The organism is Actinokineospora globicatena (assembly GCF_024171945.1).
GTDB classification, from domain to species: domain Bacteria; phylum Actinomycetota; class Actinomycetes; order Mycobacteriales; family Pseudonocardiaceae; genus Actinokineospora; species Actinokineospora globicatena.
Window position 1 is genome coordinate 433,220 of record NZ_JAMTCR010000002.1, and the last position, 20,514, is coordinate 453,733.

At 70.6% G+C, this 20,514-nt stretch carries 21 protein-coding genes; 12 read left to right on the forward strand and 9 right to left on the reverse strand.

Features of this window, described 5'->3' with window-relative positions; all coding sequences use genetic code 11:
- Positions 1 to 38: 38 nt before the first annotated feature.
- Positions 39 to 554 carry a PadR family transcriptional regulator gene (locus LV79_RS02025; RefSeq protein WP_253831473.1) on the reverse strand — a complete coding sequence of 172 codons (516 nt, stop codon included), beginning with the start codon at positions 552 to 554 and terminating at the stop codon, positions 39 to 41.
- 168 nt (positions 555 to 722) lie between these two features.
- Positions 723 to 2,354, reverse strand: a complete 1,632-nt coding sequence (locus LV79_RS02030) for a long-chain fatty acid--CoA ligase (RefSeq protein WP_253831474.1) — start codon at positions 2,352 to 2,354, stop codon at positions 723 to 725.
- A gap of 383 nt (positions 2,355 to 2,737) precedes the next feature.
- Between LV79_RS02030 and mihF the strand changes: the two genes are divergently transcribed.
- From mihF to LV79_RS02045, 3 genes are all read left to right on the forward strand, one after another.
- Positions 2,738 to 3,049: an integration host factor, actinobacterial type gene (gene mihF, locus LV79_RS02035; protein ID WP_177215623.1), complete on the forward strand. Its 312-nt coding sequence runs from the start codon at positions 2,738 to 2,740 to the stop codon at positions 3,047 to 3,049.
- A 125-nt stretch (positions 3,050 to 3,174) separates the two neighbouring features.
- A complete protein-coding gene (locus LV79_RS02040; RefSeq protein WP_253831475.1) occupies positions 3,175 to 4,296 on the forward strand; it encodes an isochorismate synthase in 1,122 nt (373 codons plus the stop codon).
- Positions 4,297 to 4,357: 61 nt separating this feature from the next.
- Positions 4,358 to 5,476 carry a PucR family transcriptional regulator gene (locus LV79_RS02045; RefSeq protein WP_253831476.1) on the forward strand — a complete coding sequence of 373 codons (1,119 nt, stop codon included), beginning with the start codon at positions 4,358 to 4,360 and terminating at the stop codon, positions 5,474 to 5,476.
- A 108-nt stretch (positions 5,477 to 5,584) separates the two neighbouring features.
- Here LV79_RS02045 and LV79_RS02050 read toward each other — a convergent pair whose 3' ends face one another.
- Positions 5,585 to 6,433 carry an SDR family oxidoreductase gene (locus tag LV79_RS02050; RefSeq protein WP_253831477.1) on the reverse strand — a complete coding sequence of 283 codons (849 nt, stop codon included), beginning with the start codon at positions 6,431 to 6,433 and terminating at the stop codon, positions 5,585 to 5,587.
- 122 nt (positions 6,434 to 6,555) lie between these two features.
- On the opposite strand from LV79_RS02050, the gene LV79_RS02055 reads away from it, so the two are divergent.
- From LV79_RS02055 to LV79_RS02065, 3 genes are all read left to right on the forward strand, one after another.
- On the forward strand, positions 6,556 to 6,942 hold the full coding sequence (locus LV79_RS02055) for a winged helix-turn-helix transcriptional regulator (protein WP_253831478.1): 387 nt from the start codon (positions 6,556 to 6,558) through the stop codon (positions 6,940 to 6,942).
- A complete protein-coding gene (locus LV79_RS02060; protein WP_253831479.1) occupies positions 6,939 to 7,697 on the forward strand; it encodes a hypothetical protein in 759 nt (252 codons plus the stop codon). The genes LV79_RS02055 and LV79_RS02060 overlap by 4 nt, the downstream gene beginning before the upstream one ends.
- Before the next feature lie 72 nt (positions 7,698 to 7,769).
- Positions 7,770 to 8,264, forward strand: a complete 495-nt coding sequence (locus tag LV79_RS02065; RefSeq protein ID WP_253831480.1) for a DUF4232 domain-containing protein — start codon at positions 7,770 to 7,772, stop codon at positions 8,262 to 8,264.
- Positions 8,265 to 8,453: 189 nt separating this feature from the next.
- Here LV79_RS02065 and LV79_RS02070 read toward each other — a convergent pair whose 3' ends face one another.
- The gene (locus LV79_RS02070; protein ID WP_253831481.1) at positions 8,454 to 9,083 is read right to left on the reverse strand and encodes a hypothetical protein; all 630 of its coding nucleotides are present in this window, start codon (positions 9,081 to 9,083) and stop codon (positions 8,454 to 8,456) included.
- 460 nt (positions 9,084 to 9,543) lie between these two features.
- Here LV79_RS02070 and LV79_RS02075 point away from each other — a divergent pair, with 460 nt between their 5' ends.
- The gene (locus LV79_RS02075; RefSeq protein WP_253831482.1) at positions 9,544 to 9,933 is read left to right on the forward strand and encodes a hypothetical protein; all 390 of its coding nucleotides are present in this window, start codon (positions 9,544 to 9,546) and stop codon (positions 9,931 to 9,933) included.
- Here the strand turns inward: LV79_RS02075 and LV79_RS02080 are convergent.
- Complete coding sequence (locus LV79_RS02080) at positions 9,881 to 11,533, reverse strand: FAD-binding oxidoreductase (protein WP_253831483.1); 1,653 nt, start codon at positions 11,531 to 11,533, stop codon at positions 9,881 to 9,883. The genes LV79_RS02075 and LV79_RS02080 overlap by 53 nt on opposite strands.
- Here LV79_RS02080 and LV79_RS02085 point away from each other — a divergent pair.
- Positions 11,532 to 12,137: a TetR/AcrR family transcriptional regulator gene (locus tag LV79_RS02085; protein WP_253831484.1), complete on the forward strand. Its 606-nt coding sequence runs from the start codon at positions 11,532 to 11,534 to the stop codon at positions 12,135 to 12,137. The genes LV79_RS02080 and LV79_RS02085 overlap by 2 nt on opposite strands.
- Positions 12,134 to 13,675 (forward strand): glycerol-3-phosphate dehydrogenase/oxidase, encoded by a 1,542-nt coding sequence (locus LV79_RS02090; RefSeq protein ID WP_253831485.1) that lies wholly within the window; start codon positions 12,134 to 12,136, stop codon positions 13,673 to 13,675. The genes LV79_RS02085 and LV79_RS02090 overlap by 4 nt, the downstream gene beginning before the upstream one ends.
- Before the next feature lie 483 nt (positions 13,676 to 14,158).
- Here LV79_RS02090 and LV79_RS02095 read toward each other — a convergent pair whose 3' ends face one another.
- The 3 genes from LV79_RS02095 to LV79_RS02105 are packed head-to-tail and all read right to left on the reverse strand — an operon-like array spanning position 14,159 to position 16,497.
- Positions 14,159 to 15,745 (reverse strand): lysozyme family protein, encoded by a 1,587-nt coding sequence (locus LV79_RS02095; protein ID WP_253831486.1) that lies wholly within the window; start codon positions 15,743 to 15,745, stop codon positions 14,159 to 14,161.
- Complete coding sequence (locus LV79_RS02100; protein WP_253831487.1) at positions 15,746 to 16,045, reverse strand: type VII secretion target; 300 nt, start codon at positions 16,043 to 16,045, stop codon at positions 15,746 to 15,748.
- Positions 16,046 to 16,062: 17 nt separating this feature from the next.
- The gene (locus LV79_RS02105) at positions 16,063 to 16,497 is read right to left on the reverse strand and encodes a YbaB/EbfC family nucleoid-associated protein (protein ID WP_253831488.1); all 435 of its coding nucleotides are present in this window, start codon (positions 16,495 to 16,497) and stop codon (positions 16,063 to 16,065) included.
- Positions 16,498 to 16,667: 170 nt separating this feature from the next.
- Here LV79_RS02105 and LV79_RS02110 point away from each other — a divergent pair, with 170 nt between their 5' ends.
- From LV79_RS02110 to LV79_RS02120, 3 genes are read left to right on the forward strand one after another with little or no spacing between them, the layout of a single operon-like run.
- Positions 16,668 to 17,558, forward strand: coding sequence for an ABC transporter ATP-binding protein (locus LV79_RS02110; protein ID WP_253831489.1), 891 nt, complete (start codon positions 16,668 to 16,670; stop codon positions 17,556 to 17,558).
- The gene (locus tag LV79_RS02115) at positions 17,555 to 18,748 is read left to right on the forward strand and encodes an ABC transporter permease (protein WP_253831490.1); all 1,194 of its coding nucleotides are present in this window, start codon (positions 17,555 to 17,557) and stop codon (positions 18,746 to 18,748) included. The genes LV79_RS02110 and LV79_RS02115 overlap by 4 nt, the downstream gene beginning before the upstream one ends.
- Positions 18,745 to 19,089 carry a hypothetical protein gene (locus tag LV79_RS02120; RefSeq protein WP_253831491.1) on the forward strand — a complete coding sequence of 115 codons (345 nt, stop codon included), beginning with the start codon at positions 18,745 to 18,747 and terminating at the stop codon, positions 19,087 to 19,089. Before LV79_RS02115 ends, LV79_RS02120 begins: the two co-directional genes overlap by 4 nt.
- A gap of 20 nt (positions 19,090 to 19,109) precedes the next feature.
- Here the strand turns inward: LV79_RS02120 and LV79_RS02125 are convergent, their stop codons facing one another.
- Entirely contained in the window at positions 19,110 to 20,453 is a 1,344-nt protein-coding gene (locus LV79_RS02125; protein ID WP_301320380.1) for a cryptochrome/photolyase family protein, read from the reverse strand.
- Positions 20,454 to 20,514: the final 61 nt, after the last annotated feature.

Below are 20,514 nucleotides of genomic sequence, written 5' to 3' on the forward strand. Positions count from 1 at the left end.
CCCGTAAGCTGGATTTCGGGGCTGCTCTGAACGGGCGGCTAAGAATCCGACCTCGGTGGCTTGCGTGCGTCGGCCTCGAGTTCCTCGATGAACTCGGTCCAGAACCGCTCCACGGTGCGTTCGATCCGGATGCCGAGTTCCAGGGACTTCACCTGCCAGCGGTCGGCGTGCTCGGCGATCTGGCTGTAGAGGGCCTGGTACCCGTCGGCGCGGGACTTGTGGCTGGCGCGGCGGGTGTCGGCGAGGTGTGCGAGGTCGCCGGGGCCCGCGAAGGTGGCGAAGAAGAGCTTGAGCAGGCCGAGGTCGCGGACCTCGGTCTCGTCCGGGGTGGGGGCGGCGAGCCACTCCTGGAGGGCGTGGTGGCCCTCGTCGGTGATGGAGTAGGTGCGCTTGCGCCTGCCGCCCTCCTCCTCGGTGACGGTGAGCAGTCCCGCCTCGGCGAGGCGCGCGGGCTCGTCGTAGAGCTGGGAGTGGGCGAACGCCCAGAAGTTGCCGATGGTGAGGCCGACCCGCTGCTTGAGGTCGTAGCTCGTCGCCGGGCCGTGGGCGAGCATGCCCAGCACCACGTAAGAGGTGGGGTTGAGCTTGCGGGACTCGCGGGGCAGGGCGGCACCTCCACGGTGTCAGGTCCGGACGCCAAGACCTTACCTAGCAGGGTGAACCGGTGTCCCCGTTCGGCGGTACCCGGGACGCCGGATGGGCGTCCCGGGGCGATGACCGGCTCAGTCCAGGTGCTTGACGTCGAGCTCGCCGTGTGCGTGGGCGGCGCGCAGGACCTTCTTGTCGAACTTGCCGACGCTGGTCTTGGGGACCTCCGCGACGAAGGTCCAGTTCTCCGGGAGCTGCCACTTGGCGACCTTCGTGCCGAGGAACTCGCGCAGCTCTTCCGCGGTCGCGGTGGCGCCCGGCCGCAGCACGACCGACACGAGCGGGCGCTCGTCCCAGCGCGGGTCGGGGATGCCGATGACCGCGGCCTCGGCGACGGCGGGGTGCGCCATCACGTGGTTCTCCAGCTCCACCGAGGAAATCCACTCGCCGCCGGACTTGATGATGTCCTTGGAGCGGTCGGTGAGGGTGAGGAAACCGTCCGGGGTCAGGGTGCCGACGTCACCGGTGCGCAGCCAGCCGTCGACGAACTTGGCGGCGTCCTCCGGCTCCGGCTTGTAGTAGGCGCCCGCGATCCACGGTCCGCGGACCTCCAGCTCGCCGACGCTTTCCCCGTCCCACGGCACTTCCCGGCCGTCGTCGCCGACCAGCCGCGCGCTGACACCGGCGGGCAGGCGGCCCTGGGTGTAGCGGTAGCGCCAGGTCTCCTCCTCGGAGATCTCCACCGGTGGACGGCTGAGCGTGCCCAGCGGCGAGGTCTCGGTCATCCCCCACGCGTGCACGATGTAGAGCCCGTACTTCTCGGAGAACGCGTGCATCATCGCGGGCGGGCAGGCCGCGCCGCCGACGACGACCTCGCGCAACGACGACAGGTCTACCGGGTTCTGGTCGAGGTACGAGAGAACGCCCTGCCAGATGGTCGGGACGGCGGCGGACTGCGTCGGCTTGAGCGTGGCGATCATCCGCGCCAGCGGTTCCGGCTGCAGGAACCGGTCCGGCATGATCAGCGACGCGCCGGTCATGAACGCGGCGTACGGGATGCCCCAGGACATCGCGTGGAACTGGGGCACGATCACCAGGGTGCGGTCGGCCGAGGAGATCTGCATCCCGTCGGGCATGCACACCTGCATCGAATGCAGCCAGATCGACCGGTGCGAGTACACGACACCCTTGGGATTACCGGTGGTGCCTGAGGTGTAACACATCGCAGCGGCGGCGCGCTCGTCCACCTCGGGCCAGTCGAACTCGCCGGAAGCGTTGTCCAGCAAGTCAGCGTAAGAGTGCACGGTGATGTGATCCGGCGCGGTCACCGCGTCCGTCGGTCCATTGGCGACGATGACGTGCTGGACGGTGGGGCACCCGGGCAGGATCTTCGACAGCAGCGGGGCGATCGAGGCGTCCACGATGATGGCGTGGTCCTCGGCGTGGTTGACGATGTAGGTCAACTGCTCGGGGAACAGCCGGACGTTGAGCGTGTGCAGGACCGCGCCCATGGCGGGGACGGCCAGGTACGCGGTCAGGTGCTCCTGGTTGTTCCACATGAACGTGGCGACCCGCTGGTCGCCGTCGACGCCGAGCGCGCGCAGGGCGTTGGCCAGCTTCGCCGCCTGGGTGCCGACCTCGGCGAAGCTCGCCGTGCGCCCCTCGGTGCCCGCCCACGTGGTGACCGTCGCGGTGGCGTGCACCTTGGCGCCGTGGCGCAGCAGCGTGGCGATGGACAGGTGGCCGTCCTGCATCGTGCTCAACATCGGTGGTAGCTCCCTGGGGGCGGAGTTGACGGATAGGGCCCCGACTCGCACCCGGCGACTTACTCGCCGGTAGGACCCGACGATAGTGCTTTCCCGCGTCGCGCGACACGGGGGAAACTGTCCAATTTGGTGAGTTGATCATGCTGTCACGCTGCGTCGCTGGCCCAGCGCGGGCGCGCTGAACAAGACCTTTGCGCGTGTCGGGGGTATGTTGCCCTCCGAGGTGTCGTTTACTGGTGAAAGGCATCCGGTCCCCGGGTCGCACGGTGCGACCGGGGCGGGTTACGCATTCCGCGTCGGTCACCGTCGGTAGCCGGGATGCCCGTGAACCACAGCTGACCCGCCGCTGCCGCGGTCGGGTGAAGAGGGAAAGGACTAGCACGTTGGCTCTGCCCACGTTGACTCCCGAGCAGCGGGCCGATGCGCTCGCCAAGGCAGCCGAGGCCCGCAAGGCCCGGTCCGAGCTGCTGGCGCAGATCAAGTCCGGTGAGCGGACCATCGCGTCGGTGCTCGGCAAGGCCAAGGACGACAAGACCATCGGCAAGACCAAGGTGGCCGCCCTGCTCAAGGCCGTCCCCGGTCTCGGCGCGGTCAAGGTGGCCGCCCTGCTCGAGCAGGCCGGGATCGACCCGGACCGCCGCGCAGCGGGCCTCGGCGACCGCCAGCGCTCCGCGCTCATCGACGCGCTGAACTAGCTCGACCAGCTCGAACCACGACCGCGGGTGGGTGCCGTTCTCGGCGCCCACCCGCGGTTTTTTCGTGGCCAACGCCATAGCGGCACCGACGGGTCCACCGGCCGCCCGCTGGGCATGATGGAGGGATGGATGGTGGTCCGGCAGCGCTGGTCGAGGGGTACCGACCCGGGTCGTTCGTGCTGGCGGCGCCCGGGGTGACGGTGGCGGCCGAGGGCACCAGGGCGGTCGTGGCGGAGACCGACCCGGACGAGCTCGCCGCGCTGGTCACCAAGCAGCTGGTCGACACCGGGGCCCCGGTCGCGGTCGGCGCCATCCCGTTCAGCCAGGACACCCGCTCGCACGTGGTCGTGCCTGAGTCCGCTCGTCGGCTCGGCGGCGTGCACCCGTACCGGCCGTCGCTGGCGCAGTGGGCACCGTCCCGTCCGGACACCACCGACGTCCCGGACGCGGCGGGGTACCGGCGGGCGGTCGCGGCGGCGGTGAGTGCGCTGCGTGCTGACGACGGGTTGCGCAAAGTGGTGCTCGCGAGGTCGTCGCGGCTGCTGTTCGACGAGCCGGTGCGGGTCGCGGAGCTGCTCGCGGGGCTCACCGCGACCAACCCACTCGGGTACACCTTCGCGGCCGGGCTGCCCGACGGGTCGACGCTGCTCGGCGCCAGCCCGGAGTTGCTGCTGGAGCGCTCGGGCAGCCGGGTGGTGTCCAACCCGCTCGCGGGGTCCCTCCCCCGTGGGGGTGAACCGTCCGCCGATCGGGCGAACGCCGCGGCGCTGCTGGCCTCGGCGAAGAACCAGGCCGAGCACGGCGTGGTGGTCGAGTCGGTGGTGGAGGTGCTGCGGCCGTTCTGCCGGAACCTGGCCGTCGAGGGTCCGTCGCTGGTCGGGACGCCGACGATGTGGCACCTGTCGACCAGGGTCAGCGGGGAGCTGGTCGACCGGGACGTGTCGTCGCTGCGGCTGGCGGCCGCGCTGCACCCGACCCCGGCGGTCTGCGGGACGCCGACCTCCGCCGCGCGGGCCGCGATCGCCGAGCTCGAACCGTTCGACCGGGGCTTCTACAGCGGCGCCGTCGGCTGGTGCACGGCCGACGGCGACGGGCAGTGGGTGCTGGCGATCCGCTGCGCGCAGGTGAGCGGCCGGGAGATGCGGCTGTTCGCGGGCGCCGGGATCATGCCGGACTCGGACCCGGAAGCCGAGCTCGCCGAGACCCAGGCGAAGCTGCGCACCCTGTTGCAGGCCATGGGCCTGTGACCGGGCGGCACCAAGCCAACGGCCGGTAGGAAAGAGCTTCACGACCGGCTACAGTCGGGCGGTGGGCGCCCCGACGATCATGTCGCCGCTGCCTCCCGAGCTGCGTGACCTGGCCGAAGCCCAGCTCGCGAGAGTGGTGGAACTGGCGGACGAGCTCGCCGTAGAGCTCAGCGCCAAGGAGATGTCGTACCGCGAGGTCAACGCGGTCGCCCCCGCCGAGCTGCGCAAGGTGTGCGAGGTCAACCTGCGGCACGCGTTCACGGCGTTCATCGCCGGCGGCGAGGTCGCGTTGGAGGCGGCACGCAAGACCGGCCGTGCCCAAGCACGGCAGGGCATCCCGCTCTCGGCAGTACTACGCGCGTTCCGGATCGCGGGCACGTTCACCTACGAGGCGTTGATGGAGCGGGCGATACCGCCTGGTCTTCTTACGCCCGAACAGTTGTTGCCGATAAGCGCGACGGTGTGGCGCATCATCGACTCGTTCTCTGACGCTATCGCCACTGCTTACAGCGATTTCGAGGCCGACTCCGCCCGGCAAGACAGGGCCGCCGTAGCGGAAGCGTTGCTAGAGGGGCGGTTGTCGCACGAGTCGGAGTATGAAGAGGCCGCTCGCGCGTTAGGGCTACCGGTGAACGGCCCGTACGTCGTCACCGTTGGCGCTACCCTGTTTCCTTCGCACTGGCAGCATGTTGCGCACAACCTGGGAACGATCGTGTTGGTGCCACGCGGAGATCTGTCTATCGTGCGGCAGTCACTATCGAGCGCCGTGGGTGTTAGTCCGGTGGTGTCGTTGCGGCACTTGCCGTGGGCGGTGCAACGGGCCCGGATCGCGTTGCGCTGTCTAGCACCGGGCGAGACCGGGGTGGTGGTGTTCGGTGACCGCGCAGTGACGAGTCTGGTAGCCGGGTCCCCGAAGATCGCGGGTGAGCTCTCACGCTTGGTGCTGGGCAAGCTGTTGGCGCTACCGGTGAGCGAACGCGACGTACTGATCCGGACTCTAGTCGCGTGGTTCGAAGTCGACGGGTCAGCCAAAGAGGCCGGGGAGCGGCTGTTCGTGCACCCGAACACAGTGCGGTATCGGATTCGCCGCGTGCAGGAGCTGACCGGACGGGATCAGGCACGACCACGAGATGGTGCGGAACTCCTCTTAGCCGTAGAGGCCGCTCGTTTGGCCAAGTGAGGCACAGCCCCCGCGACACGGCGCGTGTGTCGCGAGGGCTGTTCGGCATCTGGCCTCGGGAGGCTCGTCCGCCGGCGACCGGTCAAGCGGCCACCACGGCAGCATGCCTCATAGCGCCGAGCGCACCGCGTCCGCGATCGACTTCGGCTCGCGGCCGATGAGCTTGCCCAGGTCAGGCCGGACCTCGCTGAGCGCGCCCCGGCTGATGTTGACCTGGATGTCGGCGAGCAGCTCGGCGAGGAACCCCGGCAGGCCCACCGCGGCCAGGTTGGCCGCCAGCTCGGGCCCCGGCACGCTGACGTGCGCCAGCGGCTTGCCGGTGAGGTCGGCCGCGAGCGCTGCCAGCTCGTCGAAGCTCCACGCGGCGGTACCGGTCAGCTCGTAGGCCGCGCCGTCGTGCCCCTCGGTGGTGACCACGATCGCGGCGGCCAGGGCCAGGTCGTCGCGGCTGGCGGAGGCGACCCGGCCCTCCCCCGTGGCCGTGACGAGCGTGCCGCGCTCCAGCGCCTGCGGGAGCCCGCCGAGGTAGTTCTCGTGGTACATCCCGTTGCGCAGGAAGGTGTAGGGCACGCCGCTGGCCTTGATGCGCTCCTCGGTGCCCGCGTGCACCTTGGCCAGCTCGAGCGGGGAGGTCGTGGCGTCGGTGACGCTGGTGTAGACGATCCGGCCGACACCGGCGCGGACCGCGGCGTCGACGGCGGCGTTCTGGCCGATCAGGCGGATCGCGTCCGGGCCGTTGGCGGACACCAGGAGCAGGGTGTCGACACCGTCGAAGCGCAGCGTCTCCGGGGCGTCGAAATCGCCCTCGCGGACCTCGACGCCGCGTTCGGCCAGGTCAGCGGCCTTGCTCGCATCGCGGACGGAGACCGCGAGCTCGGCGGCGGGCACCCGGTCGAGCAGGTGGCGCACGGCAAGGCCGCCGAACTGTCCGGTCGCCCCGGTCACCAGGATGGTCATGTGGTTCTCCCTCGTCACGATGATGCGCTCACCGTATGAGAGGTACTAACTTCTGGTAAGTACCTACCTCAACGTCCTATACTTACCCCAACGAAAGAGTCCTGTTGAGGAGCGTGCGGCGGATGAGCGAGATGGTGCAGGACACATCGTTCGACGTGTTCGACCCGAACTGCCCGGGGCGCGCGGTCATGGAGCACATCGCCAGCCGCTGGGGCGTGCTGGTGCTCGGGGTCCTCCTCAGCGGGACGCAGCGGTTCAGCGAACTCCGTCGAGCGGTCGGTGGGGTAAGCGAGAAGATGCTCGCCCAGACCCTCCAGGCGCTAGAGCGGGACGGGCTCATCCACCGCGAAGTGCACCCGGTTATCCCACCGCGCGTCGACTACTCCCTCACCGACCTAGGCCTACCCATGGCCGAGCAGGTGCGTGGCCTCTATCGCCTCATCGAGTCCAGCACCGAAGGGATCCTGTCCGCGCAAGCCGCCTACGACGAGCGCAAGATCGCTCGGTGAGCTCGTTCAGCGACGCTGACTACCCGGCCTTTCCGTATCCGGGCGCGCGCCCGGCGTTCTCTTACGTCCACGACGACGGTGGCGGGTGGCGGCTAGAGGCGGATCAGGCGGCGTTATCCGGTTGGCGCGTCGACGGTGAGGACCTCGATCGGTGGTTGGCCGACCGCGACTGGAGTCCGCTGGTGAATCGGATTCCGGTGCTGGCGTATGGCTCGAACCCTTGTCCTTCCAAGATTGCATGGTTGAAGTCCACACTTGGACTCACCGGTGCCGTTGTCGTGCTGCGCGCGCGGTGCACGGACATCGCGGCCGTGTGGGCGACCGGTCTACGCGTCGTGGATGACCAGCGGCCGGTAGTGCTAGCTGCCGTACCCGGGGCTGTTGAGGACCACGCCGTTCTTATGCTCACGCCCGAGCAGGTGGCGGTGCTCGACGTCTGCGAGGGCAGGGGTGAGCGGTACGAGTTGGCGATGGTGTCAACGGGGCAGGTGACGCTAACGGACAACGGTGCCGTCTTCGACCGCGTACCCGCTTACGTCGGCTTGGCGGACGTCCGCAAACCCTTGCTGGTAAACGGTTCTCCGGTCCGCTGCGCCGATGTCCCCCAATCGGTGGCGGTGGGCATGACGGGTGGGGCTGCCACCACGGACGGTCTGGTGACGCATCCCATCAAGGGTTCTCCGGCAGACCTGGATGTCGGTGTTGCCCGGTCTGCGGCACGGCCGCCCGGCGTCCGTCGCCGCCCGATGGGGTGAAGGATTCCCATTGCGCCCCAACGGTTCCCGCAGGCGCGGTATGACAGTGCCCTCACCAGAGGGAGAAGCACCATGTGGGGGACCTTGTTCAGCGCGGCCACGCTCAGCGCCGCCGCGCTCACCACCGGGCTGGCGGCCCCAGCGCAGGCAGCCACGATCAACCAGTGCACCGGCCAGCACCTGACCGGCGTGATCCGCGACGTCGAACCGGGGGCGGGCCAGCGCTACGCCACCCTGCGCGTCCGCAACGCCTCAACCACCGCGTGCCTGCTCAACGGCTACGGCACCCTGCAACTCACCAACGCGGCAGGCAGACCCAACCCGACCAGAACCACCCGAATAGACCCCGGCAGGGTTCGCCTACGCCTCAACCCAGGCGACATCGCCGACAAGAAGCTCCACTGGACCGTAATCCCCGGCTCCGGCGAACCCGACCAGTGCCAACCCCCGTCGACCGCGCTCAAGGTCACCCCACCCGGCTCCCGCACCGCCGTGACCGTGGCTTTCACCTTCGGCTCAATCTGCCAAGGCGGCTGGATCGAACACAGCGCGTTCCACGCCCCATGACCGAGTGGTGGGCCAACGGTGCCGTCCCACCGCAGGCCCACCACAACCCCGATCCCTGTGGGAGCATCCCCACAACCCACAACACCCAACGGGAGCGTCACACCCACTCAGCGTCGTAGGTAGTTACTTTCTACCCGCCATCCCCACCGTGTAAACCTCCCCGCGCGAATCAGCCGGGGTGAACGGGCGTCAGTTCGAGTCGGGCATGATCAGCCCCGGTTCTACCAGGTAGACCGAGGACAGGAGAGCGGCGGCACACCGCAACGCCAGCCGCGCTGCGTTCTCGTCGACCGTTTCGACCCCGCGGATCACCCCGTCGGCCGTGCGCAAGAAGCCCATGCCGATCATGGCCAACTGGCGCGAGATCACCCCGTCCGCGGCGAACCGCTCCAGGGCATCAAGAGGTTCGGCGCCCGGCAGGGCTCGTCGCGCGAACACCGCCTCGAAAAGCCCCTTCACCAGGTAGACGACAGCCTCGTACGACCGCCGCTCGAACGCCGCACCCGCCGCCTCGAAGTTCCGCACGACGTCATCGGGGATGTGCAACGCGAACGGGTTCGAGGCACTGGACAGACCGTTGTAGATGTTGACGACACCGTGTTCGACATGGGCGTTCACGATGGAGTCGCCCGGAGCCCGCAAGGTCGCCCCGCCCAACTCGGCGGTCAACTGGTCAACCTGGTCGTCCAGTTCAAGCCGCTCGCTGCCGACCAGGTCGTACAACTTCCCGAACCGCTCTCGATCCCCTTCCAGCGCGGACACCACATCCGCCACCACCGGCCACCCGGCGAGCCGCCGTCCGCTGAGGAGGTCACTCACGACCGACAGGCTGCGATTGGCACGTCCGGCCACCTCCCGGTACGAGGGAGTCCCCGCGCGCAGGTACAACTCCCGCAGTTCGCGGAGCAAGCGCGACACACCCGGCGATCGGTCGTCTTCAGCGGCCACGTTCCCCACGTCCCCTCGTCGTTGCTGCGATGATCACATCACGATACTCTGTTCGAGAACGTTCGAGGACGTCCGAGAGGGGATCTCGTGGTCGACTGGCGTCTACTTGTACTCGGTCTGGCTTTCGTAGTGGTCGCGTGGGTTTGTCACCGCCGAGCCCAGTGGGTTCAGCCGCTGACCGCAGCAGCGGCCGTGACCGCCTTGGTCGCTTGTGTCCTGTTCTTGGATCTCCCGCTGGTGCGATCGTAGGTCTCGGCCGGGGCCGTTTTCTCGCCCATGCCCGCCCGCTGGGGCTAGCCGCGACGGGTGGGCATGGGCGAAGCTCCACGGCATGAGCGAGCAGGCGGATCCGTTGGCCCAGATCACCCTGACGCCGCGGGGGTTCGCGGGGGTGTTGGCGGTGTTGGCGCTTGTCACCGGGTTGGTGCTGGCGATCGTGCCGGTCAGTGTCGCGCATCCGGCTAACAACGGGTCGGTGAGCTGCGGAAACACCTTCGGCGGGGTGGAGAGCGGTGCGCTGGCTGAGGGGCTGGGCAAGCCGGAGCGGGCCGAGGTTGTGCAGTACGTCGACATGTGTGAGCGGGCGATCGGCAATCGCGGGGAGTACGCCGTGTTCCTGTTCTTCGGGGGTCTGATCGCCGGGTTGGGGTTGGGGGTGGTGCGGCGGGTCAAACCAGCTTCTCCGGGTTCAGCACACCCGACGGGTCCAGTTCTGCCTTGATCGCACGCAGCACGTCTACGCCTAGAGGCCCGATCTCCGAGGCAAGGTAAGGGGCGTGGTCGACACCCACGGCGTGGTGGTGCGTGATGGTGCCTAGACCCACGATGGCCTCACTGGCCGCCTGCTTCGCGCGGCGCCACTGGCCTACCGGGTCGTCCGTGTCGCGCGGGACAAGAGTGGTGAAGTACAGCGAGGCGCCGGTCTCGTAAGAGTGCGAGATGTGGCAAGCGACGATGGGTCGCCGACCGTCCGTGGTGAGTGACCGCAGCAAGGCCTCCCGTACGGCCTCGCGCAGGTCCCCCAGCTTCGACCAGTACGTCGCCGTCTCCAGGGTCTCGACGCACATCCCGACGTCCATCAGCGCGTCCCGCTGCCGGGGCCCGGAGAACCGCCCGTGCCGCCACCGCTCCCCCGCGCGCACGCCGAGCCGCACAGCCTCGCCCACCAGCCGCAACGTCGCCCGGCGGCGGGTCAGCAGCTCGTCCTTGGTCGCGCCCTCCCACCCGATGACCAGCAGACTGGGTTCCGCGACGCCGCGCGCCCTCAGGTAGCCCCGCACCGCCGCCGACTTCCAGCCACCGGACAGGGTCAGCGCGACCTCGGTCTCCTGCGGGTCCGACAGCCGGGTGACCGTGCCGAGCACGCCGCCCTGGGCCAGCGCCCGGACGATCTCCGCGCCCGCGGCGAAGCCGTCGACGACGAACCCCTCGTACCGCTCCCACGCGGGCGCGGGCCGCACCCGGACAGTGACCTCGGTGATCACGCCGAACAGGCCCTCGCTGCCGATCGCGAGTTGCCGCAGGTCCGGCCCGGCGGCCGAGGCGGGTGAGACACCCAGCCGCCAGTCGCCGCGCGGAGTGGCCAGCCGGACGCCCTCGACCATGTCCTCGAAGCGCCCGTAGCCCGCGGAGGCCTGGCCGGAGGACCTGGTCGCGGCGAACCCGCCCAGGGTCGCCCGCTCGTAGGACTGCGGGAAGTGCCCGAGGGTCAGCCCGTGCGCGGCGAGCATGCGCTCCGCTTCCGGTGCCACGACCCCGGCCTGGAACACCGCGAGCCGCGAGACCGGGTCGACCGACACGAGCTTGTCCAGCCGCGCGAGGTCGAGCACGACCACCGCGACCTTGTCCCCGCGCAGCGCGGAAACCCCGCCGACGACGGACGTGCCGCCGCCGAAGGGGACGATCCCGACGCCGTGTGACGCGCAAGCACTGACGACCTCGCGCACCTCGTCCGGGTCGCCGGGAACCACCACCGCGTCGGGTACGGGCAGCTCACCGGCACCGCGCCGGGCCAAGAGGTCCACATAGGACAGACCGCCCGCGCGGCCGAGCCGGTCCTCGCGCTCGACCAGCACGTGCGCTGCCCCGACAATGTCGGCCAGGACGGTCCGCACCAGCGCGGGCAGCCCCGACTCGGGCACCGGCAGGCCGGAGTCAGGCGCGACGGGAGTGTCCACGGGGGTCAGCCCGGTTCTCGCGCTCAACCACCTGCTCGCGTGCGCGGGCAGCGCGGCGTCGGCGGCACCGGAGGGGGTCCAGCCGCCGCGGACCCGGTGGTCGAGGTGGTCCACAGGCACGTTCACGAATAGAGTGTGACACATGACGTTGAAACGTCACATGCCTTCGCCCAGTCGGGTGGACGACGACGTCCTCTTGGACGCCGCGCGCGACTGCGTGCTCGCAAGGGGGGTGCGCCGCACGACGTTGACCGACGTCGCGCGGGGTGCGGGCGTGAGCCGGATGACGCTGTACCGGCGGTTCCCGGACGTGCGCAGCCTGCTCGGGGCTCTGATGACCCGCGAGTTCGGCGCGCTGCTCGCCCGCACCAACGGCTCGGCCGACGGCTCGCACGCCAGGGCCCGGCTGGTCGCGGGCGCGGTCGCCGGGGCGCGCGCGATCGTCGCCGACCCGCTGATGCGCAGCGTCCTGGACCGCGACGGCGAACTCGTGCTGCCGTACGTGGTGCAGCGGCTGGGCAGCACCCAGCACATCGCCGAGCAGTTCTTATTGGCGCAGCTGCTCGCGGGCCACGAGGACGGTTCGGTGCGCGCGGGTGACCCGGCGGTGCAGGCGCGCGCCCTGCTGCTGGTCGTGCAGTCCTTCGTGCTCTCGCACGGCCCGGCCACCACCGACATCGACCCAGCCGCCCTGTTCGGCGAGCTGGCCCACCTGCTCGACGCCAGCCTGAGACCGGAGCCGACATGAGCACGTCCTCCCTGAACGCCGAACGCCGCGCGGCCGACCTGGCCGCCATCACCGCGGGCGAGGTCGTCGACGTCCTGGTCATCGGTGGCGGGGTCACCGGCGCGGGGGTCGCGCTCGACGCGGCCGCGCGCGGGCTGTCCGTCGCCCTGGTCGAGGCCGAGGACCTGGCGTTCGGGACCTCCCGCTGGTCGAGCAAGCTCGTGCACGGCGGCCTGCGCTACCTCGCAAAGGGCGATGTCGGGCTGGCGCACGAGAGCGCCGTGGAGCGCGGCGTGCTGATGACCACCACCGCGCCGCACCTGACCCGCACGCTGCCCCAGCTCATCCCGCTGCACCCGCCGGTCTCCGGGCGCGACGCCGCGCTGGCGTACACCGGCCTGGTCGCCGGGGACGGCCTGCGCCGCGCCACCCGCACCCCGACCGACCTGCTGCCCAGCCCGCGCCGGGTCTCGGCCGCCGAGGCACGGGCCCTGGCCCCCGGCCTGCGCGCGGCCGGTCTGCGCGGCGGCCTGTTGTCCTTCGACGGTCAGCTCACGGATGACGCCCGCTTGGTCGTCGCGCTGGCCAGGACGGCGGCGGGTCTCGGCGCGCGGATCATCACCAGGGCCAAGGTGACCGGCGTGGCACCGGACTCCGTCGAGGTCGTGGACGGTCTGACCGGGGAGGTGACCCTGGTCCGGTCCCGGGTCGTGGTCAACGCGACCGGGGTGTGGGCGGGCACGCTCATGCCCTCGGTGCGGCTGCGGCCCTCGCGCGGGTCGCACCTGGTGGTCGACGCGGGCGCGGTCGGCTGCGGTGCGACGTCGCTGACGGTGCCGATCCCCGGGTCGTTCGGCCGGTTCGCCCTCGTGCTGCCGCAGGACGACGGTCGCGTCTACATCGGACTGACCGATGAGCCGGTCGACGAGATCCCGGACGTGCCAACGGTTCCCGAGTCCGATGTGGACTTCTTGCTCGACGTCGCCTCATCGGTGCTGGAACGGCGGTTGACCCGCGCGGACGTCCTGGGTTCGTTCGCCGGGCTGCGGCCGCTGGTCGACCTGCCGAGCGCGGCCGGGCGCAGCGCGGACCTGTCCCGCCACCACGCGGTGCTGACGGAGGGCAAGGTCGTCACGGTGGTCGGCGGCAAGCTCACCACCTACCGCCGCATGGCCGCCGACGCCGTCGACGCCGCCACCGACCTCGCGGGCCTGTCCGCCGGACCATCCCGGACCCGCACCCTGCCCCTGGTCGGCGCCGCGCCCCGCACCCGACTGTCCACACTAGACGCCCCCCGCCGCCTGGTCGAGCGCTACGGGACCGAGGCACCCACCATCGCCGCGATGGGCCTGCTCGACCCGGACCTCGGCCGCGAGATCGCCGCGGGCATCACCGCCGCCGAAGTGATCTGGTCCGTCCGCCACGAAGGCGCCCTCACCCCCGACGACGTCCTCCACCGCCGCACCCGCATCGCCCTGGTGACCCGCGACGCCGAAACCGCCCGCCCCGCCGTCACCGACCTGGTGACCCGCACCCTCCGCGGCCTCGTCCCCCAGTAACGGCAGCGGTCAAGCAACGGCGGCGGTCAAGAAAGGGCGACTGACCAGCGGCAGCAGTCCAGCACGGCGGTTGCCCAGCACGGGCAGTTGCCCAGCGTGGCGGTGTCCGGCAGCGGCGGTTGCCCAGCAGCGGCAGTTATCCACAAGGGCCCGAGTTATCCACAGTTTTTTGCCGTCACCCCTTCGGGGGAGGGGGTCCCTGTAGACTGGGCCTGGGGACGCCCCCCGGGACAGGGTGGGGGCCCGGGTTCACGGGGGCGGCCTCCGGAACGGTGGCCGCGAGGGCGTGGAAGCCCGGGTCGAGGCGGGCGAGAAGGTCTACAACAGACAGTCACGCGAGCATGCTTCGGTTGCTGCCGCAAGAAAGAGCCACCGGGTCCAGGGCCGAGGCAAACTGTCCACAACGGACTTGACCGGCTGCCCGAAAGAAAGAACCGCCGCCGCCCGGGCACGGGCGGCGGCGGTTCGTCTGTGGGGAGACCGCTAGTGCTGGGTGATCACCGCGGGGCCCTGTTGGCCGAAGGCGCCCTGGAGGGCGTCGAGTAGGGAGCCCCACTCGGCCAGGAAGTAGCGGACACCGGCGAGCATGTTGTCGACGGGCTTCCAGATGTCGTCGTAGCCGGGGATCTTGTGCTGGTCGAACACCGGGTCCGGCAGCTGGCAGATGCCCTTGGGCGGGAACCCGTTGGCGGCGTTGGGGTCCTGCAGGTTGACCGCGTGCGGGTTGCCGCCGGAGGTGCGGTCGACGATCTGGGCGATCTGCTCGGGGTTGATCTTGGCGGGGTCCACCCCGTGGTTGATCAGGACCTCGACCGCCGCGCCGATCCAGCGGGCCCGGTCGACCAGGGACGCCGGGGCGCCGGCGGTGGGCGGCGGGCCGCTCGGGCCCCAGTTGGGGGTCCCGGTGGAGCCGGTGGGCAGCTTCACCTCGGACGTGTGGCCGGGCAGCGTGCTGGGGGTGTACGTGCCGGGCTGGCGCTGCACACCGCCGGGGAGCTGCTGGTAGCCGCCGTAGTTCGGGTTGCCTGCCGACTGGCCGTAGGTGGGTTGGCCGGTCGGGGTTCCGGAGGGCTGCTGGTAGCCCCCGTAGCCCGGCACGGCGCCCTGGCCGTAGTTGGCCGCGTTCGTGGTCGACCCCGGCAGCGGCTGGTAGCCGCCGTAGCCCGGTACCGCGCCCTGGCCGTAGTTGGCGTTGTTGGTGACGCCGTTGGGGTTGGTGTAGTTCGACCCGGCAGCCGAGGTCAGCGTGTTGGTGTTGACCGTGGGGGCCTGGGTGGTGGTCGCGCTCGGCGAGGTGTTCGCCTTGCCGCCGATGGTCGCCAGCAGCTGCTTGACGGCCTTGGCCAGCGCGACGATCTTCTGCACCGTCTGCATGATCTTCTGCAGCGAGGAGACGAACTTCTGCACCTTGCTGAGGATCTTCTGCGCGGTCTGCACCGCCTGCGCCACCGAGCGGGCGATGCCCTCGGCGATGCTGGCGCCGAAGCTCAGCCAGGCCTTGGCCAGCGCCTCGATGATGATCTGGATGACCTTCTGCACGCACTGGTTGATGAAGTCCAGCACGGCCTTGCGCACCTCGGCGAGCAGCTTGCCCGCGCCGTCGATGGCCTTGCCGACGCCCTTGCTGACCTCGGCGAGCGCGTCGAGCCCCTCGGCCTGGGTCGCGGCGGCGCGGCGGTAGGCGTCACCGGCGGAGCCCTGCCAGTTGCAGGTCTGGCTGCGCACGGCCTCGCGGTACTTCTGCGCGGACCCGATCAGCTGGTCGCCCGCCCTCACCCAGCCCTGGGCGCTGTTGATGATCGAGTTCGCGTCGCCGAGGAGCTTGTCGAACGGCTCCTTGAGGAACTTGATGTGGTTGATGATCCAGCCGAAGCCCGCGCTCGCGCACGCGCCGAGCGGGTCGCCCGCGATGTTGATGACGTCCATCGCGACGTTGGTGATCTGCAGGCCCGCGTCGAGCCAGTCACCGCGCTCGATGGCCGACTTGGCGCCCTTGATGTCGTTGTTGAGCGCCGTGGCCGCCTGCCCGCCGGTGGACTGCCCAGCCGTGGTCGTGCTCGTGGTGGTCACTTACAGCCTCCCGCCGAAAGTCGCCGCGTTGCCCAGGTCGATGCGCTCGTAGTCGCGGGCGACGTCCTCGAGCCCCTTACGGACGTCGTCCATCGCGGTCGCCACCTTCTGGATGCCCTGCAGGACGTCCCCGCAGGCGGCCATGATCGCGGTGGCGAAGAACTGGCCGATCATCCCGTACGCGGCGCCCGAGATCGACTGCGTCGCCCCGGTCGCCGACTGCACCTGCGCGGCGCAGGTCGCGACGGTGCTCGCGTGCGCGCGCATCTCCGCCACGTTGACGTTGAACCCTGTACCCATGGAATCCGCCTTGAGGTCTAGTGCACGACTTCGGGGGGGTTGTCGAAGTAGTCGTCGTCGGAGCGCTTGGCGCGCGGCTTGGCGGCCACCGGCCCGTCCGCGGCGTCACCCGAGTAGCCCTGCGGCAGGAAGGACTTGACCACGTCGAGCGCCGACGAGTCCCCGACCAGCTCCTCCATCGCCGCGACCACCCTGGCGCCCGCGTCCCGCTGCGCCTGCCTGGTGACCTCCAGGATCACCCTGGCCAGCTGCTCCGGCTCCAGTTCGCGCACGCCCGGCCGCAGCACCAGGTCCGTGGTGACCCCGGCGGCGGACACCCGGACGGTGACATCGCCATCGGCCGACGTCGCGCTGCCCCCCACCTCCCGCAGCGCCTTCTCCGCCTTCTGCGCGCTGGCCGCGGTCCGCTGCAGCGTCTCGTCGTACTGCGCGAGCCACTGTTCAGGGTTCATCGCCACACCACTTCCCTGGTCCTGCCTGGAGCATCCGCCTGTCGTTGGACGGAGCATCGCGCGTTCGGTTCCGCGCCGGGCGCCAATCGGCCAACTCGTTTGCAGGCGCACCCGACCAGCGGGTAACCGGCGGCGGCCGACCCGGGATACTGGGGGTCGGGAGGTGGGCGATGCTCCAGGTCGACGGGGTCACCAAGCGCTACGGCGACGTGCTCGCCTGCGACCGGGTGTCCTTCGACGTCGGCGCGGGTGAGCTGTTCGGCTTCGTCGGCGGCAACGGTGCTGGTAAGACCACCACCATGCGCATCGTGCTCGGCGTGCTGGCCCCCGACGCGGGCGAGGTCCGCTTCCGCGGCGCCCCGGTCGACCACGCCGCGCGCCGCCGGTTCGGCTACCTGCCCGAGGAGCGCGGCCTCTACCCGCGGATGCGGGTGCTCGACCAGCTCGTCTACCTCGCCGAGCTGCACGGCGCGGACACGAACGCCGCACACCGGGCGGCCGAACACTGGATCGCCCGGCTGGGGCTGCGCGGCCACCGTGACACCGAGGTGCAGCGGCTGAGCCTGGGCAACCAGCAGCGCGTGCAACTGGCGGCGGCCCTGGTGCACGACCCGCTGGTGCTGGTGCTCGACGAGCCGTTCTCCGGGCTGGACCCGCTCGCGGTGGACGTCCTGGTGGAGGTGCTGCGCGAGCAGGCGGCGGCCGGGGTGCCGGTGGTGTTCTCCAGCCACCAGCTCGACCTGGTCGAGCGGCTGTGCGACCGGGTCGGGATCATCACCGCGGGCCGGGTGGTGGCCAGCGGGACGGTCGAGCAGCTGCGCGCGGGCACCGGCAGCACCCTGGTGGTCGACGCGCCAGCCGCCCCGGCCGGGTGGGCCGCGGGGCTGCCCGGGGTCACCGTGCTTGGCGTCCACAACGGACAGACCAGGCTGCGCGTCGCCCCCGGCACCGACGACCAGCCGATCCTCGCCGCCGCGCTGGCCACCGGCCCGGTGCGCGGCTTCACCCACCAGCACCCGACGCTGGCCGAGCTGTACCGCGACGTGGTGGGGGTCCGGTGAGCCCGGGGCACACGGTGTGGCTGGTCGCCAGGCGCGAGCTGCGCACCCGGCTGCGCGCCAAGTCGTTCCTGGTCGGGACCGCGGTGTCGATCGCCGTGCTGATCGGCTTCGTGCTGCTGCAGAGCACCCTGTTCGGCGGCGAGCGGGTCACCAGGGTTGGGCTGTCCGGCCAGGCGACGGCGATCTCCGCCCCGCTGACCGAGGAGGCCCGCTCGCGCGGCTTCGAGGTGCGGATCAGCACCGTCCGCGACCCGGCCACCGGCGAGTCCGCCATCACCGACGGCGAACTCGACGCCCTGGTCACCGGCACCCCGGCCGCCCTGCACGTGGTGGTCGACGAGTCGCTGGACGAGAACCTGCGCCGCGCGCTGAACACCCTGGTGCAGAGCGAGGTCCTGCGCGCCCAGCTCGCCGCCGTCGAGGAGCTCGACCCGGACCAGGTCCTGGCCACGGTCGCTGACGCCACGGTGGACGTGCGCTCCCTGCGTGCCCCGGACCCGACCCACGACCAGCGCCTCGCGTTGGCGCTGGTGATCGTCGCGCTGCTGTACCTGTCGCTGCTGCTGTACGGGACGATGGTCGCCCAGGGGGTCGTGGAGGAGAAGTCCAGCCGGGTCGTGGAGGTCCTGCTCGCCACCGTGCGGCCGTGGGAACTGCTCGCGGGCAAGGTCGTCGGCCTTGGCTTGGTGGGCTTGGCGCAACTGACCGTGGTCGGCGGGGTCGGCGTCGTGCTGGCGGCGGTGACGGACGTGCTGACGATCCCGGGGGTGGCCCTGGGCACGCTGCTGTGGGGACTTCTCTGGTACCTGCTCGGCTACCTGTTCTACGCCACGGTCTTCGCGGCGGCGGGATCTCTCGTGTCGCGGCAGGAGGAGACCCAGTCTGTTCTGCTGCCGATCACCTCGGTCCTGGTGCTGGCCTTCGTCCTCGGCTTCGGCCTCCTCGCCCGCCTCCCCAACTCCAGCGCGACGGCAGTCCTCTCGGTGCTGCCACCGTTCGCCCCGATCCTGCTCCCGGGCCGCTTGGCACTGGGGACGGCCACGGCGTGGGAGGTGGTGGTCGCCATCGTGCTGATGCTGACCTCCGTCGCGGCCCTCACCTGGCTGGCGGGCCGCATCTACGCCAAGGCCGTCCTGCGCACGGGGCCCCGACTTCCACTGCGCGACGCACTTCGCAAGGGGGCACCGTGATCGAGGGCGGGCAGGTCTACCTGCGAGCGTGGGTGGATGGCGTGCAGCGGCACGCTCCGGGCTCGGGGCAGGCGCGATCGTGGGTGGACATGCCCGCCTGGGAACGCGCCAGCACCACGGCGGTGTACGAGATGGTGCGCGCCTTCGTCGAAGCCGGTGGCACGGACCGGTTGAGTCGAGTCCAGAAGGGACAGTTCGTGCACCTGTGCTGGTTGGCACAGGTGCACAAACACCTGGACTCCCCCACCACCGCCGACTGGGCCTCACTCCCCACCTGGCACCAGGAAACCAACACCGACATCTTCGACCACATCGAAGACCTCATCCTGGGTCGGCACTAGCTCTTGCGGCTAGTGCCGGGTCACTTGATTTTGCCGTAGCGCTCCAGGGCTACTTCGCGTTCGTGTTTGTGGTCGACGATGGGGGCGGGGTAGTCCTTGACGTCGGGGGGTTGGTGGGCTTTTTTGCCGGGGACGTCGCGGAGTTCGGGGATGTAGCGGCGGACGTAGTCGCCGGTGGGGTCGAACTTCTCGCCTTGGGTGGTGGGGTTGAAGACGCGGAAGTAGGGGGCGGCGTCAGTGCCGGAGCCCGCGGTCCACTGCCAGCCGTGCTGGTTCGAGGCGAGGTCGCCGTCGACGAGGTGGCGCATGAAGTGGCGGGCGCCCCACCACCACGGGACGTGCAGGTCCTTGACCAGGAAGCTGGCGACGATCATCCGGACCCGGTTGTGCATCCAGCCCTCGGCCAGCAGCTGGCGCATCCCGGCGTCGACGATCGGGTAGCCGGTCTCGCCGCGGCACCAGGCGTCGAAGCGGTCCTGGGCGGCGGCGTCGGTGTCGTGGGTGATGGCGTCGAACTTGCGGTTGTAGTTCTCGCGCGCGGTTTCCGGGCGGTGCCACAGGACGTCGGCGTAGAAGTCGCGCCACGCCAGTTCGTTGCGGTAGGTCTGGGCACCTTCGGAGTGACCGAGGTCGGCGAGCAGGGTGCGCGGGTGGACGCACCCCCAGCGCAGGTACGGCGACATGCGGCTGGTCCCGTCGACGTCGGGCCGGTCGCGGTCGCGTTTGTAGTGCTCGACGTCGAACTCGGCCCACACCTCGTGCGCGGCCTCCTCCCCCGCCGCGGGCAGTTCCGCCGCCACCGCCGGGTCGTCGGGGATCTTGACCCGGCGCGGCCCACCGTCCTTGTCGGACGGGTCCACCCAGTCCACTGTGGACGCGTCGGTGTCGGCGGGCTTGCGCCACCCGTGGTCCAGCCAGGCGCGGCCGTACGGCGTGAACACCCGGTACGGCTCGCCGTCCGCCTTCGTCACCCGCCCCGGCGCCACCGCGTACGGCGACCCGGTGCGCACGAAGTCGACCTCCAGCGCCTTCTCCACCGCGGCGTCCCGCTCGCGCCCGTACGGACCGAAGTCCGCCGACACGTGCACCGACCCGGCCCCCACCGCCTGGACCACGCGCGGCACCACGTCGACCGGGTCCCCGCGCACCACCAGCAGCCTGCCGCCGAGTTGCTCGTCGAGATCCCGCAAGCACCGGTACATGAACGCCAACCGGGGCCCGCCCGACGGCTCCGTCAGCCGCTCGTCGAGCACGAACAACCCCAGGGCGCTCGACCCCCGCTCCGCCGCCGCCAACAACGCCGGATGATCCCCAGTCCGCAGATCACGCCGAAACCACACCACCGACTCAGCCACGGCGCGCAACGCTACTCACCCTCAGGCCCACCTGCCGGACAACACCACCCGATCAGGTCAGGCCCGCCTT

What these genes read in the sequence shown, in the direction of transcription:
- LV79_RS02025 (WP_253831473.1), bottom strand. Translation starts at nt 554, where the DNA reads ATGCTCGCCCACGGCCCGGCGACGAGCTACGACCTCAAGCAGCGGGTC.
- LV79_RS02030 (WP_253831474.1), bottom strand. Translation starts at nt 2,354, where the DNA reads ATGTTGAGCACGATGCAGGACGGCCACCTGTCCATCGCCACGCTGCTG.
- LV79_RS02040 (WP_253831475.1), top strand. Translation starts at nt 3,175, where the DNA reads ATGGATGGTGGTCCGGCAGCGCTGGTCGAGGGGTACCGACCCGGGTCG.
- LV79_RS02050 (WP_253831477.1), bottom strand. Translation starts at nt 6,433, where the DNA reads ATGACCATCCTGGTGACCGGGGCGACCGGACAGTTCGGCGGCCTTGCC.
- LV79_RS02055 (WP_253831478.1), top strand. Translation starts at nt 6,556, where the DNA reads ATGAGCGAGATGGTGCAGGACACATCGTTCGACGTGTTCGACCCGAAC.
- LV79_RS02065 (WP_253831480.1), top strand. Translation starts at nt 7,770, where the DNA reads ATGTGGGGGACCTTGTTCAGCGCGGCCACGCTCAGCGCCGCCGCGCTC.
- LV79_RS02075 (WP_253831482.1), top strand. Translation starts at nt 9,544, where the DNA reads ATGAGCGAGCAGGCGGATCCGTTGGCCCAGATCACCCTGACGCCGCGG.
- LV79_RS02085 (WP_253831484.1), top strand. Translation starts at nt 11,532, where the DNA reads ATGACGTTGAAACGTCACATGCCTTCGCCCAGTCGGGTGGACGACGAC.
- LV79_RS02080 (WP_253831483.1), bottom strand. Translation starts at nt 11,533, where the DNA reads ATGTGTCACACTCTATTCGTGAACGTGCCTGTGGACCACCTCGACCAC.
- LV79_RS02090 (WP_253831485.1), top strand. Translation starts at nt 12,134, where the DNA reads ATGAGCACGTCCTCCCTGAACGCCGAACGCCGCGCGGCCGACCTGGCC.
- LV79_RS02100 (WP_253831487.1), bottom strand. Translation starts at nt 16,045, where the DNA reads ATGGGTACAGGGTTCAACGTCAACGTGGCGGAGATGCGCGCGCACGCG.
- LV79_RS02105 (WP_253831488.1), bottom strand. Translation starts at nt 16,497, where the DNA reads ATGAACCCTGAACAGTGGCTCGCGCAGTACGACGAGACGCTGCAGCGG.
- LV79_RS02110 (WP_253831489.1), top strand. Translation starts at nt 16,668, where the DNA reads ATGCTCCAGGTCGACGGGGTCACCAAGCGCTACGGCGACGTGCTCGCC.